This is a genomic window from Microcoleus sp. Pol12B4 (genome assembly GCF_036701385.1).
Taxonomy (GTDB): Bacteria; Cyanobacteriota; Cyanobacteriia; order Cyanobacteriales; family Microcoleaceae; genus Microcoleus.
In genome coordinates, this window is sequence record NZ_JAUBQR010000154.1 from 1 (window position 1) to 16079 (window position 16079).

Consider the following 16079-nt stretch of genomic DNA (forward strand, 5'->3'; position numbering starts at 1 on the left):
ATTAAAGTCAGTGAAGGAGTCGCCCCCTCCACTGCTCTCCAAAACGGAACGTGATAGTTTCCCATCATTCCGCTCCTCAATAAAACGGCTGTTGTCATCAGTACGTCATTACCAACATATCATTTTCCCAAACCCAAAGGCTTGGTTCCACTGGTGGCTTAGGTTTAGCACTTTTACAGCTAGATTTGTTACCGAGACTGCCATCATTGGCGGTCTTTGTGTCGTGGCAATGTCGATGGAGTAGCTGCCAATTATCATAAGATTCCTTTCCACCTTTCGATTTAGGGATGATGTGGTCAACTTCTATCGAATCTCCATCCTTAAAGTAGTTATCGCAGTGAGCGCATTTCCCTTTTTGACGCTTGAGTAGTTTAGCCACTCTCGCAGGTATTTCGGGGTGTACTCCCATTCTTGAACTCCAATATAACCAGTCACCGTCGTAGGGGGATGATTTTCCTTTTACCTTTACATAGCGTTTTATTTCCGTGTAGCTATGTTGTATTAGCTTTGGAGGATTGTTACCCTCTCCGGTTGTGAACACCCAGTTATTGTCTTCTACGGTTTTGAAGTATTTAAGGCGTATCCACCCTCTACCTTTGTTCCTGTGACGATGACGACCCCATTTGAGAAGCTTCCAAACCACTAAGTGCCACAGCCTTTCAAATACTTTCTGGCTGACGACTGTTGAGAAGTAGTTATACCAACCCCTTATAATAGGATTGAGATTCTTAATTAAAGTCGCTTGACTTAAGCCACGCAACTTGTTTATTACTTCTGCAACTTTTCTGTAGTGCCTCTTCTGACTTTCCTTGCTGGGGGTGATAATAGTCTTAAATCCCAGTAATCCGCCCCTACTTCTTTTTCCTGAATTGTGTTTTCCAACAGGGAATTGCCTGATGTTGAAGCCTAGGAAGTTGAATCCAGGCTGTTCATTTTCTAACTTGTTCAGGGTGTGGGCTAATCTTGTCTTACTCGGTTTTAATTCTAACCCAATGCCATTTAACCACTTCTCTATCTCTAACTTACACAGTTTGACGACTTCTAAATCCTCATGAAGGATTACAAAATCGTCTGCGTATCTTATCAATGAAATCGATTTCAGCTTATCTCTTACACTCAATTGAGTGTTGTCGGGTCGCTTCATGTCGAATTTTGGGGCTAAACCCATAATCAATTCCTCAATCCCATGTAAGGCGACATTAGCAAGTAGAGGTGAAATCACCCCGCCCTGTGGTGTACCTTCATTAGTTGGGAACAGCTTATTTTTATCCATAACACCAGCTTTTAACCAAGCTCGGATTTGTCTCCGTAGGGTTGGATAGGTATTCAATTTTGAGAGAAGTACATCATGGTTAATGCGGTCGAAGCATTTACTAATATCGGCATCCAGCACGTATTTGGATTTATTGTGTACCGCACAGTATATTGCTCCTACTGCATCGTGGCATGAGCGCCCAGGTCTAAACCCGTATGAATTGGGTTCAAATCGCGCTTCCCATTCTGGCTCTAACACCAGTTTGACTAACGCTTGCAAAGCTCGGTCTTCCATTGTCGGTATTCCTAAAGGTCTTTCCTCATCTGTCCCTGGTTTGGGTATCCAAACTCGGCGTGTTGGTTTGACCTTAGAACCCAGTCTAATTTTATTTATCAAGGCGAGACGTTGCTTTGGGGTCAGCGATTTAATACCGTCCACACCTGCCGTCTTCTTACCTTGATTATCCTGAGTTACCCGACGAACCGCTAATGCTTTTGCTGTCCAAGAGCTTATCAACAGTTTTTGGAGTCTGCGTACTAGCTTGACATCACCACGATTAGACGCTTGATATATCCGTTTTTGCAACTTGAAGACGTTACGTTCTAGCTTTCGCCAGTTGATATCGCTCCATTCATACATCGGTTTTAATGCCGTGTTCATGACATTTTTATTGCTACTTGTAGCTATATCATCCGTATTACCGTGAGTCCGTTAGCATATCCTCATCATTACAGTGAGGCGTTGGCTTCTGACTCAATCTCTACCACCTGCTACCTGGAAATCCAGATGTTTCGTCTTAGCTGACTGCTCGAAGTATTCGACCTCTCCGAGAGTAATCAGGTGGGTTACTTCGTTCCTCATAACCATTGGTTTGTTCCGTTAGGATGTCACCTTTTCACCGAGTTTTTAGGTAACGTAGGTACGTCGAGTCAAATCCTCATACCACCTTGTTCTCTACCCTTTTGGGATTCCCAGCGCGTGAAGCCTTATTTCGCTGGTTCGCGGTAACGGTGATTCAGGCAGTGACTTCGCTTTCGCTATCCATAGGAACTTGCTCACGGGATACCACTTTTAGGCTAGTAGTTCTTTCCGCTTTTATCTCCGCTTCACCGATTGATGGCTAGTCTCTACAGTGGGAGATAGGCTTTCACCTCTACGTCTGAGGGGCAGGACTTACCGTTTTCTAGGATACTAACGCTCACCTGCAAGGTCATGAAGTTGTCATCTACAAGGGATTAAAGTGCGAACTCAATCCTCATGGATTACCCTGTAGAAGCCAGTCATCCCCCGATTTCTCGGTTTCGACTGAACGAATCGCACTTAAGCACAGCGCTAAGGCCCCGTAAAACCCACCACCCCGACTGATGGCAACAGTTTGCGAAATCCCGATCTAAACTGTTAACAACCATTAACTAGCGGAAGGGTGACATGAGATACAAACTACTAGGTCACAGCGGACTTCGCGTTTCCGAAATCTGCCTAGGAACCATGACTTTTGGGGAAGAGTGGGGTTGGGGGAGCTCCTACGACGAAAGCCGGAAAATGTTCGACGCCTTTGCAGAAGCGGGCGGCAATTTCATTGATACCGCGAATCTCTACACCAACGGTACTAGCGAAAAATATGTCGGTGAGTTCATCTCAGGCGATCGCGAAAAATGGGTAGTTGCCACTAAGTATAGCCTCAACATGAAGAATGGCGAAATCAACGGTTTCGGCAACCACCGCAAAAATATGGTGCAAGCAGTAGAGGCAAGTTTGAAGCGATTGCAAGTTGAATACATAGATTTGCTGTGGCTGCACGCTTGGGATTTTACCACACCAGTCGAAGAAGTAATGCGCGCTTTTGATGATTTGGTGCGCGCCGGCAAAGTTCTTTATATCGGCATTTCCGATACACCGGCTTGGATTATTTCTCAAGCAAATACGATCGCCAGTCTGCGCGGTTGGACACCATTTATCGGCTTGCAAATCGAGTATTCTTTAAAAGAGCGAACTCCAGAACGGGACTTGATCCCTATGGCAAAAGCCTTTGATATTGGCGTCACAGCTTGGAGTCCCCTAGCAGCCGGTTTGCTGACAGGAAAATACAACACTTCAGAAACAGCCAGCGAAGCTAAACGGCTGAATTCACCTGAATCGGGAAAAATTAACGAACGAGACCTCAAAATTGCTGACGAAGTTAGCAAAATAGCAGCCGAAATTGGCAAACCTGCTTCTCAAGTAGCCCTTAATTGGCTGCGACAACAGCCAGTCGAAGTTATTCCGATTGTGGGTTCGCGCAAAGTCTCGCAACTTCAGGAAAATCTGGCTTGTTTGGATTTTGAATTAACTCCCGAACAAATGCAACAGTTAGACAAAGTAAGTGCAATTGAATTGGGATTTCCTCACGATTTCTTAAAGAGTTCGACGGTGCAAGATTTTGCCTTTGGAGGGGGACTGGCAAAAATTGACCGCCGCCGACTGTAAAGTTGCTGCTATTTTCTAGTCGCGGATTTAGGTGGATATTTTGCCATTGATTGCAGATATCGCCGAACCCGCCCTTAGAGGGATGATTGACATTTGTGCTGTGGGTGGGAGGTTAAACTGACGCCCACAGCGGAAATGTCATCACCTTGGTTTCTTGCCACAGACTCGCGCAAAATCTTAGGTTTATCCTTGCGGTTGCCTGGTTTCTTTGGTATTGTTGAGACAGGTGCTGTTCGGTGAGTTTAACCTCACAGCATAAACTGTCAATTGTTAATCTATCGGAAGTCAGAAATCTCGGGCGCAACTTAGTATATTAGGATACAAATTTACCAAATTAGTGATCGGATGAGTTAAAAAAAAGCAAGGTTTGTCAAATCAAAAAGCAACATACACTTGATGGCAAATTTTCTCTCATGTTCAAATAAAGCAATAAAACTCGCTCTTTTTTCACCCTGTACCTGCCAGTTAAGAGTCATTTTACAAGGTCGATCGGCATTTTAAGGGCTTTGGAAGCCAGCGTGTAAGCTAGGTGTCTCCTGAGATAAAAGTCATCCTTCAGATAGAAGTTAGGGCAGAAAAACTGGGTTACATTTAACAACAATAGCAAGTCTAACAATATTAACTTATCTCTAACTTTCAATTCAGAAAAAAGCAGATAAGCCTGTTTTTTCCGCTGCTAAACAGTTTCTTTGTTTGGCTCACTGAATGCGGCGCTTGCTCGTCAATAAAAGTTCTCAGATTTATGCTTGCCACTTTCAGTAAGACACTGCTGAGAAATATATCCTATTGACCAAGTTTAACGGACAAATTTTCATTGACAAATTCCAGAGGCTAATATGTCGCCCCCAGAAAACTCAGTAAACAATAATTATAGCAATAAAGATCGAGCATGGGAGATCCGATTTACCTCTATAGATCCAGCCAAATCGCCCTCTCAATTCGCTGCCTCGCCCGCATTGCGCGCCAACTTATCAAAAACTGAGGCTTTAGATGCACCAGATTTAGTTTGCCTGTCCCATTTGCGGTGGAATTTTGTCTATCAGCGTCCGCAACATCTCTTGAGTCGCTGTGCCAAAACTCGTCGCGTATTCTTTGTAGAAGAACCTGTGTTTAGCGCGGCTACAGATTGGTGGCTTGATGTCAGCATCCACGAAAGCGGAGTTTGGATAATAGTACCCCACCTGAGCGAAGGAATCAGCGAAGCAACAGCACAAACTGCTCAGCAAGCCATGCTAGATGATTTGTTTCGAGCTGCAGAAATTAGCCAGTACATCCTCTGGTATTACACACCAATGGCTGTCAGTTTCACAAGCCACTTAAAACCGCTAGCTGTAGTCTACGACTGCATGGATGAACTGTCAGCATTCCAAGGCGCGCACCCCGATTTAAAAGCCAATGAAAACCAATTATTAAAGCGCGCTAGCGTAGTATTTACCGGGGGACACAACCTTTACGAAGCCAAACAGCACCAGCACCCAAACATTCACCCCTTCCCCAGCAGCATCGAAAAAGAACACTTTGCGACAGCCAGGAATCTTTCAGAAGAATCGGCGGATCAAAAAGACATTCCTCACCCGCGTTTGGGATTTTATGGCGTCATAGACGAACGCATGGATATCGAATTGCTAGCGGGCATTGCCCAAGCAAAGCCGGACTGGCATTTAGTCATCATTGGCCCGGTGGTAAAAATCGATCCGGCAACTCTCCCAACTCATCCAAATATCCACTATCTCGGTGGCAAATCTTATCAAGAACTGCCAGCGTATCTTGGCGGATGGGATATCGCCATGCTGCCTTTTGCGATTAACGAATCGACTAAGTTTATTAGTCCGACGAAAACTCCAGAATACCTCGCGGCCGGCAAACCTGTAATTTCTACTCCTATCCGCGACGTGGTGCGGCCCTACGGAGAAAACGGCTTGGTTCGGATTGCTAGCAATTCTGAAGAATTCGTTGCTTGTGCCGAAGAAATCCTCAGCGAAAGTTCGGACGTTCGCACCAAGTGGCTGAGTGAAGTAGACGCCTTTTTAGCAGACAATTCCTGGGACAATACCTGGGGCGAAATGCTGGGGTTGATCGAAAGTGCGATCGACGAGAAACGGCAGAAAGCAGAAGGCCGGATGAAAGTTTTAAGTTAGGAATGTTGAGGTTGAAGTTAAAGAGTTACACTTTACGGATTCAAAAACTAACACTCAACACTCCTCGCTGTATGTCCAATTACCAATTATTCCTTACCCTTACCCACACTCAGAGGTGTTTCAATGTTTGACTATTTAATCGTCGGAGCCGGATTTGCAGGTAGCGTCATTGCCGAAAGACTAGCAAATGAGGCCGGAAAAACAGTCCTGATAATTGATACCCGCAACCACATCGGCGGCAACGCATACGATCACTACGACAACCACGGCATCCTCGTACACAAATACGGCCCCCACATTTTTCACACCAATTCGCGCCAAGTTTTCGAGTATCTTTCGCGGTTCACCGAGTGGCGGCCTTACGAACACCGGGTCCTCGCCAGCGTTGACGGTCAACTGCTGCCAATTCCGATCAACCTCAATACCGTAAACAAACTTTACGGACTGAATCTTACGTCATTTGAAGTAGAAGATTTCTTCGCGAAAGTAGCAGAACCAAAGGATTACATTCGCACTTCCGAAGATGTCGTTGTCAGCAAAGTCGGTCGCGAACTTTACGAGAAATTCTTCCGCAACTACACCCGCAAACAGTGGGGAATGGACCCGTCGGAACTCGACAAATCAGTGATTGCCCGCGTTCCCACTCGCATTAACCGGGACGATCGCTATTTTACCGATACCTATCAAGCAATGCCCCTGCACGGCTACACTCGGATGTTTGAAAAGATGCTTTCTCACCCAAACATCAAGGTGATGCTGAATACCGACTACCGGGAGATTGAGGGTTTTATCCCTTACGGAGAAATGATTTACACCGGGCCTGTCGATTCCTATTTCAATTATTGCTACGGCAAACTTCCTTACCGTTCCTTGGAATTCAAGCACGAAACGCTGAACGTACCCGTACACCAAGAAGCACCGGTGGTAAATTACCCCAACGAGCATTTATATACTCGCTGCACCGAGTTTAAATATCTGACCGGACAAGAGCATCTAAAAACTAGCATTGTCTACGAATATCCCCAAGCTGAGGGAGACCCTTACTACCCAGTTCCACGTCCCGAAAATGCCGAAATTTATAAGAAATATAAGGCTTTGGCTGATGCAACTCCGGGAGTTTCTTTCGTGGGAAGGCTGGCGACTTACAGGTATTACAACATGGATCAAGTGGTCGCTCAAGCTCTGACAACTTACACACAAATTACTACCAAGCCGGTGATTGAATTGGTAGAAAATGTTAACGCTTCTGCCTCTAATGTTAGCTCCTCGAATGGATCTGCCCCTCGCCCAGCCGCCGCAGCTTCTCTAGAAGTCGCTGTTGTCAACAACGGCAATGGCAATGGCAACGGCAACGGCAAATCTGCTACCAAGTAGTTGGAAGTTGCGAGTTCCTCGTAAAAAGGTAAGGTGCCCCCGGAGCACCTTACTCAGTTTTCATCAAAAGTTATTTAATAATTCAAACAAGAATTGAGGTAAAAATGAACGTTCTAGTTAAAATTGTTTTGTCTCATGAGGTTTTGGAAAATTCTCAATTTGCTCACTTTCAAAAAGAAATACAGCGTCTAATAGAAAGCGGTGGGAAAATTCTTATGCTGGATTTCTCAAAAATAAATTTCCTAAAAAATTCCGAGTTAATGGCTGTAGTGGCGATCGTGAAATTAGTTAGAGACAGCCAATGTATACTCTTGATATCTGCCATGAGCGAACAAGTGAGAATTCTATTTGAACTCACGGGACTACAGCAAATATTTCATTGTTTGCCCTTTGCGGAAGAATTTTATCTCAAAAGTGAGCCAACTGAACCGTTAGGAGGTTTGCAAAGTCTTGCTAGCTAGAGGGAGAGGGGGAGAGGGGGGATAGGAAAAATCTTCCTGGTTTTTTATTCCTGGTTTATTGTTCCTTCTCCTGACTAATGACTTCAGCACAACAGAGCTTTCAGATGAGGCTGTTTTAATGGCAGAACTTTTGCAAATTAATTAGCAAAAAACTTGTCAAAGTGAGGGTAATTGTCGCTAACCTATAAATATAACTTTGGGTAGATGTGCCGATGAGTTGGTTAGGTAGAGAACTAGAAAATTGCGAGATAGAAGAGTCTGCAACTCTTGATAGTAAGGTGACAGTTCAAGGACGGAAAACAGGTTATCCGCGCCCCCAACTGCGCCGGAGCAACTGGATCTGTCTCAATGGTCAGTGGAGATTTGCTTATGATGACGGCGGACGCTGTGTGCAGCCGATCGATATTTCGGAGTGGACTCACACTATAGAAGTGCCGTTTGCTCCAGAATCCGCAAAAAGCGGGATCGGCGACACGAATTTTCACGCCAACTGCTGGTATGAACGCGAATTTGACGTACCCCACACAGAAGGCAGAGTTCTCCTCCACTTTGGGGCCGTAGACTACCGCGCCCGCGTCTGGGTGAACGGTCAGTTTGTCATCGAACACGAAGGCGGACACACTCCTTTCACCGCAGACATTACAGCAGTTGTGAACCTCAACGGGCTGCAGCGGGTGACCGTCTGGGCCCAGGACGACCCGCAAGATTTGGAGCAACCGCGTGGCAAACAAGACTGGCAAATAGAGCCACATAGTATTTGGTATCCGCGCACGACTGGTATTTGGCAGACAGTCTGGGTAGAATTGGTGCCTCACACTTATATCGAGCGCATCCGCTGGACTCCCCAGTTTGAACGCTGGGAAATTGGTTTTGAAGCGTTTGTCGCGGGCGATCGCCAGTCGGGAATCCAGATTAAAGTTAAACTGTCGATCGGCTGTTTGCTGCTGGTCAACGACACCTACGAAGTCCTCAACGGCGAAATCCACCGCCGTATCGCCCTCTCCGACCCTGGTATCGACGACTACCGCAACGAATTGCTGTGGAGTCCCGAAAAGCCGACATTAATCAACGCTCAAGTGCAGTTGTGGGCAGACGGCAAATTGCTCGACGAGGTTAAATCTTATACCGCCATGCGGACGGTCAGCATCCAGCGCGATCGCTTCATGCTCAACGGCCGCCCCTACTATTTGCGACTGGTGCTCGACCAAGGTTACTGGCCCGACACCATGATGACTGCCCCTTCCGACGAAGCTTTGCGGCACGATGTCGAATTAGTCAAAGCAATGGGTTTCAACGGCGTCCGCAAGCACCAAAAAATCGAAGACCCGCGATTTTTGTACTGGGCTGACGTGCTGGGGCTCTTAGTTTGGGAAGAAATGCCCAGCGCCTACCGCTTCACTCCCAAAGCCGTACAACGGCTGACGCGGGAGTGGACGGAAGTCATCGACCGCGACGCCAGCCACCCCTGTATTGTAGTCTGGGTGCCGTTCAACGAATCTTGGGGAGTTCCGAATTTAGTCGAAGCGGCAGCCCACCGCAACTACGTGCAAGCGCTATATTTCTTGACCAAAACCCTCGATTCGACTCGCCCCGTCATCGGTAACGACGGCTGGGAAAGCATCGATACCGACATTCTGGCGATTCACGACTACGACAACAACCCGCAAACCCTAGCCAAACGCTACGGGCCCGAAGTCCAGCTAGCCGATTTGTTCGATCGCGGGCGTCCCGGCGGGCGAGTCCTCACCCTCGACGGCCACCCGCACCAAGGACAGCCGATGATGCTGACAGAATTCGGCGGCATTGCCTGCGCCGGTCGCGAAAACCCCGATTTTTACAGGGTTTGGGGCTACGTGCGCGCGTCGGACACCCAGGAACTGCAAAGGCGCTACACCGCGCTGTTGAAGGTGGTAAACCGAGTGGAAATGTTCAGCGGATTTTGTTACACGCAGTTAACTGATACTTTCCAAGAAGCTAACGGTTTGCTGTATGCCGATCGCACTCCCAAATTTCCCCTAGAGACGATGGCTGCGGCAACTCTCGGCTGGGATATTCCCGAAGAAAGTTCACAGCCGCAAGCTATTACTCAGTGCTAATCGGGCATGGGGCATGGGGCATGGGGCATGGGGGATCGGTTATTAGTTATTAGTTATTAGTTATTAGTTAATTGCTAACAATTACCAATTTCTAAATTCCTAATACCCAATGCCCAATGCCTCATGCCCCATGCCTAATGCCCAATGCCCAATGACCCATTACCCATTCGATTGATGTTTCAAAGTTTTTTCATGGGCGGATTTGAATGTTCCACCCACAGAGTGCAATCTGGAAAACGCCTCGATGTCACAGCCGCCACCGGTCACGATAAATTTGCAGCAGCAGACTACCAACGCTTGCAGGAACAAGGCATTTATACAGTCCGCGAAGGCCTCCGCTGGCACTTAATTGAACAGAAACCCGGAAAATACGATTTTTCCAGTTCCCTGCCAATTATCCGGGCCGCCCGCGACATGAAAATGCAGGTAATTTGGGATTTGTTTCACTATGGCTGGCCAGACGATATTGATATTTTCAGCCCCGAATTTGTGTCCAGGTTTGCAAACATGGTGCGCGCTTTTATGGAAGTGCTAACTGAGGAAACCGACCAAACACCTTTCGTGACACCTGTCAATGAAATTTCATTTATTGCTTGGGCCGGCGGCGATGTTGCCTACATCAATCCGTTTGCGAAAGGGCGTGGAGACGAGCTAAAAATCCAGTTAATCAAAGCTGCGATCGCAGCGATAGAATCTGTTTGGGAAGTCAATCCCCGCACCCGCATCGTTCAAATCGACCCCACAATTAACATTATTGCTGACCCTGAAAAACCGGAGGATCGGGACGCGGCGGAAGGTTATCGCTTATCTCAATATCAAGCTTGGGATATGTTGGCTGGACGCTTTCGCCCGGAACTCGGCGGCAAGGAAAAATATCTCGATATTATTGGGGTGAATTATTACGATCGCAATCAGTGGATTCACAATGAAGAGCCCATGAAATACACCGATCCGCTGTACCGCCCGTTTCGCGAAATGCTGCAAGAAGTGTTTGAGCGCTACGGTCGCCCCTTATTCGTAGCAGAAACAGGCACTGAAGACGATTTTAGACCTGTCTGGTTTAATTATGTGTGCACCGAGGTAATGGCGGCGATGAAAGCAGGAGTTCCGATCGAGGGAATCTGCTTGTATCCGATTGTTAACCATCCGGGTTGGGACGACGACAGGCACTGTTACAATGGTTTGTGGGATTATTGCAATGAATCGGGCGATCGGGAAATTTACCAGCCTTTGGCGGATGAATTGCAGTTTCAAAGGCAGCAGATTGAACCCTTGCTGAAGTCGCAGGATTGATGATTGTTATATAATAATGAAACCCAACATCAACTGTTGTTGGGTTTCACTAAGTTAAACCCAACCTACTACAGGAATTTCGATCGATCGAGCGGACACGCTCTAAGAGCCCTTCTCACAATTTTGTATGTAATCTATCCAACCTCTTCGTTTTGAACTTTTTCACCTTGACTGGCTTTTGCTTCCAACTCTGCCATTTTTTCCATCCTTAGTTCATGTAATGTCTTCTTAATCGAACTAAGCCTTGCCCATTCATAAATATTTATAGAAGACCAACCAGTAACTTTCTTTCCCCACTTATTATAGGAGATTTCTTCCCCATTAAATCTGACAAATGTAGGATCAATTATTATAGCTTCAGAGCTTTCAAATGTTTTAATCTCAAGGTAATCGCCAGCTTTGATTATTTGCCAATCAAACAACTTGTCCATTCGAGGTAGAAAAGTTCTTTCAATGGCAGAAGCACTGGATATAATTTCTCCCTTGATTGTAGAACCTCCTCCGGCTAAACCCACGTAAAAATCATCCAGTTGTGCCGGAGGCAAAATTTTCTCCATACTCAAAAAACCTTGCTGTCCTATAAAAACAGGAGTGATATTAAGACAGATGGCGTCTACCCCATTTGCAATCAACCAAGCAACAGCAGAAAGGGTTTGCTCATCAAAGGATGAGGCTATAAGTATTATTCGTTGTTTTTTGTTAAAGGTTTTGAGTGCGTCATTGCTTGACAAGAATTTATTCAACTCTTGTCTCGCTTTTTCACTAGAGGTCAAATCACCTAATTCATACTCATCTTTGTGGATCTCTATATACGAGCTATAGACCAATTCTACAAGGGATTCAGGTGTCGAAATTTTGGCATAACTGGCGGCATACCTGATAGCTTGAAATTCAAAAGGTTCTTTTCTGGCTTTGATGTCTTGTACGTCGCGTTTAATCTCGATTAGAACAATATTGCCATCTGCATCAATGGCAGTCAGGTCGCTAATCCCGTTACTCGCATTACGAACTTGTTGACCTACAACTAGAAGAGTTTGGTCATCCCCAAAGAGCAAATTAATGTTTTTGCGTAAGAACTCTTCAATATGTCTTTCCTGTAAGTTTAAGTCTTTAAAGTTTCTGACTTTTATTTCTATTGCTTCGTTCCTTTGGATGCCGCTGTGGTCGAAAGTAACCGGTATGTACATCGCACTCCCTTTGCTGCTATTAGCTGTCTAAGTGTTCAACTATATTGAGCCTATGTATCCGCTCAATAATCCGGGGTAAATCGCTCAAAGATGCACCAGGAACCAAACTAAATAAAGCCGGTTTTTGCCGTGGCTGCGGGCTGTCACGCCTCTTCTGAGCAAAAACCCGGTTTCTGGCTACCCGTGCGTAAGTCCTAATAGCAATAAGGGCGGGCAAAATGCCCACCCCATATACTAGATATCAGTTTGATATTAGACTTAAATTTTCAATACCCCCAGGGGAATTCGAATCCCCGTCGCATCCGTGAAAGGGATGTGTCCTAGGCCTCTAGACGATGGGGGCGCGTCGTTGCGTTTGCTTGTGTTCCGCACCTTTATTACCTTAACTAATCTTTCCCAATCTGTCAACTACTTTGCGAAAGTTTTTTTTCTAGTCGTCCCAAAGCTCGTCACAGTAGGCTTTGAGGATGGCGGCGCAATTGCCGATCGCTCCGAGATGAGCAATTTCAAAGCCGTGGGTGTTCTGGGTGGGGAAAGCCAAACAAGCGGCGCGGGCTACGTGGCCGAACTTCATGGCGATCGAAGCATCGCTTCCAAAACCGCTAATTACCGCCAACTGCACCTCTACATCGGCTGCTGCGGCTGCTGCGCGCAATTGGGCGTTCAATCCTTCATCGTAGACTCCGTAGCCGTCCTGAACCAGCAAAACCGGGTTTTCGCTGTCACGAATCGGGTATTCCGGCGCCAGAGGGCAAATTTCCAAAGCGATCAGCGCGTCCAACGGCTGGCGCTGGGTGAAATACAAAGCTCCGATCGCCCCAACCTCCTCCTTCGCCGACGCTACCAAATAAACATTCACTGCAGGCTCTTTCAAACATTCCGCCAGAGCCAGCAAAATCGCCACTGAAGCCTTGTTGTCCAGAGTGTAGCTCGCGATCCAGTCCTTCAACCGCAGCGGGCGCTTGCGGTGCTTTCCCACTACCATCCGCGTGCCCGGTCGAATTCCGGCCTCGGCTAATTCCTCAGCGGTACACTTAGTTTCGATCCAGGCATTTTCCCACTTTAAAGAAACATCTTCCTGCTGAGCTTTCTGAGGAGATTCGTGAGAAACATGGCGGGAACCGAAGCTGAGAATGCCGCTAATTGTTTGCTTGTCTCCGAGCAAATCCACCACGCCTTCGCCGTAAACCCAAGGAAATGCGCCGCCCAATCTGCGGACTTCCACGCGGCCACTCTCGCCTATTGTTTTAACTAGGGCGCCAATTTCGTCTTTGTGGGCGGTAATGGCGATCGACTTTTCGGGATTGCGGCCCTTAATTAGGGCGATCGCATTGTCCGCGCGATCGACCCAAGCATTCACTCCCAGGGCGGCGAATTTTTCCATCAACCGCTGGTTAATTTCCGATTCCGCGCCGCTGGGTGAGTGCAGCATTACTAATTCTTCGATTGTTTGGAACAGGCGATCATACTCTAACATTTTTGATTTTCGTTTTTAGGAGCGAATTTTGACATATTAAAGCACATTTACCCACTATTTCCCGGCGGTACACTTAGTTTTAATTCAGGCATTTTCCCACTTGAAAGAAACATCTTTCTGCTGAGCTTTTTGAGGAGCGTAGGAATGAAGCAATTGGAGGCAGCAAAGGGCGATTGAGTAACAAGATTCATGCGATCGCGTGGATGCGTTGGACAATCCGTTGGGGTTTCACCTCACCCCCCGACAAACTGGTGACGCGAGCAGGAGCCGACCAACTGCTGCCGTTACGGGTGGCGGATACACTGCTGGCTAACAAGGGCTATGATCCAGATCAGCGTGTGATTGACCGCCTCAATGCCGAGGGGAAGACCACCGTGATTTCACCTCGCCGCAATTGCAAGACCCTGGAAACTTACGATGCTCAATTGTACAAAGCCCGTCATTTGATTGAGAACTTTTTCCCCAAGCTCAAGCAGTATCAGGCAATCGCGACGCGTTATCACCCTAGGGCGGTGAACTTTCCGGCGTGCGATTCTTCTGGCTGCTGCGGTCATCTGGTTGAATTGATGACACCCCCTAAATTAACTTGACAGTGCCGTAAACTAATATGCCTGACCTCTTGAGCACCTTCTTTTCTAATAATTTTATTCCTCACGGGCATTGTTACCTCTGGAAACCGGGGTTAGTCTGGCTGCACTTAACGTCAGATGCCTTGACTACCCTCGCTTATTACTCGGTGGCGGTTGCCATTGTTTACTTTACAAATGAGCGTAAGGATCTGCCTGCCCAGACGGTGATGCTGCTGGTGGGTTTCTTTTTTATCTTTGCCTTATGTGGCACGACGCACCTGATGGAAATAGTGACACTTTGGCACCCCATTTATTGGGTTTCAGGACTGATCAAAGCTGTCACTGGTGTTTGGTCTTTCTATACGTTTACCTTTTTACTGATTCCCTTAATTCCAGTGGCGCTTGATGCGCCAAGTCCAGCCCAACTCGCCCTTACAAACCAGGAACTAGAAGAGAGTCGCAGCCGTATCCAGGCGATTAATGTGGAGCTAGAGCAACGGGTGCAGGAACGCACTGCCCAACTGGAAGCGTCTAACCACACCAAAGACGAATTATTGATGCGTGAACAAATAATTCGGGCAGACGCAGAGGCCGCCAACCGTGCCAAGGATCAGTTTCTCTCGATTCTTTCTCATGAACTCAGAACTCCTCTCAACGCGATCTTAGGATGGTCAACGATGTTACGGCAGAAAAACCTGAGTGAGGATAAGGTGGCGCGGGCTTTGGAGACGATCGAGCGAAACGCGAAGTCTCAAGCCCAGCTCATCGAAGACATCCTCGATGTTTCTCGCATTATCACAGGTAAACTGCGCCTCCGAGTCCGTCCTGTCAACCTCCTGCCGGTGATTGAATCGGCGATTGAGTCTGTACAATTGGCGGCTGAGGCAAAGTCTATTCGCCTGCAAAGTGTGCTCGATTCTGAAGCCGGCCCGCTCTTGGGTGATGCCGATAGGTTGCAGCAAGTTGTGTGGAATCTACTTTCTAATGCCCTTAAATTTACCCCTAAAGACGGGCGAGTCCAGATTCGTTTGCAGCGGGTTAATTCCCATGTTGAAATTACTGTCAGCGATACTGGGGCAGGCATCAGCTCGGACTTTCTACCGTTTGTCTTCGATCGCTTCAGCCAGCACGACAGCACGACCACTCGCAGTTATGGGGGGTTGGGTTTAGGGTTAGCCATTGTGCGTCAATTAGTTGAATTACATGGCGGGACTGTAACGGTAGTGAGTCCAGGGATAGGACAGGGGACGACCTTTACAGTCAAACTGCCCGTGATGATTATCCATCTACCACCCAGCGCTCCAGAGCCATTAAACTCGCTCGTCGAGGCGAATGGGAGGTTTCAGACCTCGCCGACCCTTGAAGGCTTACAAATCTTAGTGGTAGAGGACGAGGCTGATGCGCTAGAGTTGCTGAGCACGATTCTCGGAAAGTATGGTGCTGATGTCATCGCTGTGGCGTCGGTCAAGGAGGCCTTGACCATTATCGAAACCGCAACCGATCGCAGCCCCGATGTTTTAGTGAGCGATATTGGGATGCCGGATGAGGATGGCTACTCGCTGATCCGCAAGTTGCGTCAACTTGAAGCGCAGCGGGGCGGTAGGCTACCCGCGATCGCGCTGACGGCTTATGCCCGGAATGACGATCGTCAGCAGGCACTATTAGCAGGTTTTCAGATGCATTTGACCAAACCCGTAGATGCTGCTGAGTTAGTGGCGGTGGTGGCCAGCCTCACCGGACGTACAAGCAGGTGCTAAAACCCA

General features: G+C 47.4%; 11 protein-coding genes and 1 tRNA gene. 8 read left to right on the plus strand and 4 right to left on the minus strand.

What is annotated here, in order from left to right:
- Positions 1–97: 97 nt before the first annotated feature.
- Positions 98–1915 carry a group II intron reverse transcriptase/maturase gene (gene ltrA / locus QUA38_RS19825; protein ID WP_333164770.1) on the minus strand — a complete coding sequence of 606 codons (1818 nt, stop codon included), beginning with the start codon at positions 1913–1915 and terminating at the stop codon, positions 98–100.
- A 768-nt stretch (positions 1916–2683) separates the two neighbouring features.
- On the opposite strand from ltrA, the gene QUA38_RS19830 reads away from it, so the two are divergent.
- From QUA38_RS19830 to QUA38_RS19855, 6 genes are all read left to right on the plus strand, one after another.
- On the plus strand, positions 2684–3721 hold the full coding sequence (locus tag QUA38_RS19830; protein ID WP_333164772.1) for an aldo/keto reductase: 1038 nt from the start codon (positions 2684–2686) through the stop codon (positions 3719–3721).
- Between the two features lie 836 nt (positions 3722–4557).
- On the plus strand, positions 4558–5859 hold the full coding sequence (locus tag QUA38_RS19835) for a glycosyltransferase family 1 protein (RefSeq protein WP_333164774.1): 1302 nt from the start codon (positions 4558–4560) through the stop codon (positions 5857–5859).
- A 123-nt stretch (positions 5860–5982) separates the two neighbouring features.
- Entirely contained in the window at positions 5983–7233 is a 1251-nt protein-coding gene (gene glf / locus QUA38_RS19840) for a UDP-galactopyranose mutase (protein WP_333164776.1), read from the plus strand.
- 104 nt (positions 7234–7337) lie between these two features.
- Positions 7338–7694 (plus strand): STAS domain-containing protein, encoded by a 357-nt coding sequence (locus QUA38_RS19845; protein WP_333164778.1) that lies wholly within the window; start codon positions 7338–7340, stop codon positions 7692–7694.
- A 212-nt stretch (positions 7695–7906) separates the two neighbouring features.
- Complete coding sequence (locus QUA38_RS19850; protein ID WP_333164781.1) at positions 7907–9790, plus strand: glycoside hydrolase family 2 TIM barrel-domain containing protein; 1884 nt, start codon at positions 7907–7909, stop codon at positions 9788–9790.
- Between the two features lie 144 nt (positions 9791–9934).
- Positions 9935–11083 (plus strand): beta-glucosidase, encoded by a 1149-nt coding sequence (locus QUA38_RS19855; protein ID WP_333164783.1) that lies wholly within the window; start codon positions 9935–9937, stop codon positions 11081–11083.
- A 134-nt stretch (positions 11084–11217) separates the two neighbouring features.
- On the opposite strand, the gene QUA38_RS19860 is transcribed toward QUA38_RS19855, so the two are convergent.
- From QUA38_RS19860 to QUA38_RS19870, 3 genes are all read right to left on the minus strand, one after another.
- A complete protein-coding gene (locus QUA38_RS19860; RefSeq protein WP_333164785.1) occupies positions 11218–12270 on the minus strand; it encodes a hypothetical protein in 1053 nt (350 codons plus the stop codon).
- A gap of 270 nt (positions 12271–12540) precedes the next feature.
- Positions 12541–12613 (minus strand) — tRNA-Glu (locus tag QUA38_RS19865).
- Between the two features lie 87 nt (positions 12614–12700).
- Positions 12701–13747, minus strand: coding sequence for a M42 family peptidase (locus QUA38_RS19870; RefSeq protein WP_333164786.1), 1047 nt, complete (start codon positions 13745–13747; stop codon positions 12701–12703).
- Between the two features lie 173 nt (positions 13748–13920).
- Between QUA38_RS19870 and QUA38_RS19875 the strand changes: the two genes are divergently transcribed.
- Positions 13921–14337, plus strand: coding sequence for a hypothetical protein (locus QUA38_RS19875; RefSeq protein WP_333164788.1), 417 nt, complete (start codon positions 13921–13923; stop codon positions 14335–14337).
- A 17-nt stretch (positions 14338–14354) separates the two neighbouring features.
- Positions 14355–16073: an ATP-binding protein gene (locus tag QUA38_RS19880; RefSeq protein WP_333164790.1), complete on the plus strand. Its 1719-nt coding sequence runs from the start codon at positions 14355–14357 to the stop codon at positions 16071–16073.
- Positions 16074–16079 lie beyond the last annotated feature (6 nt).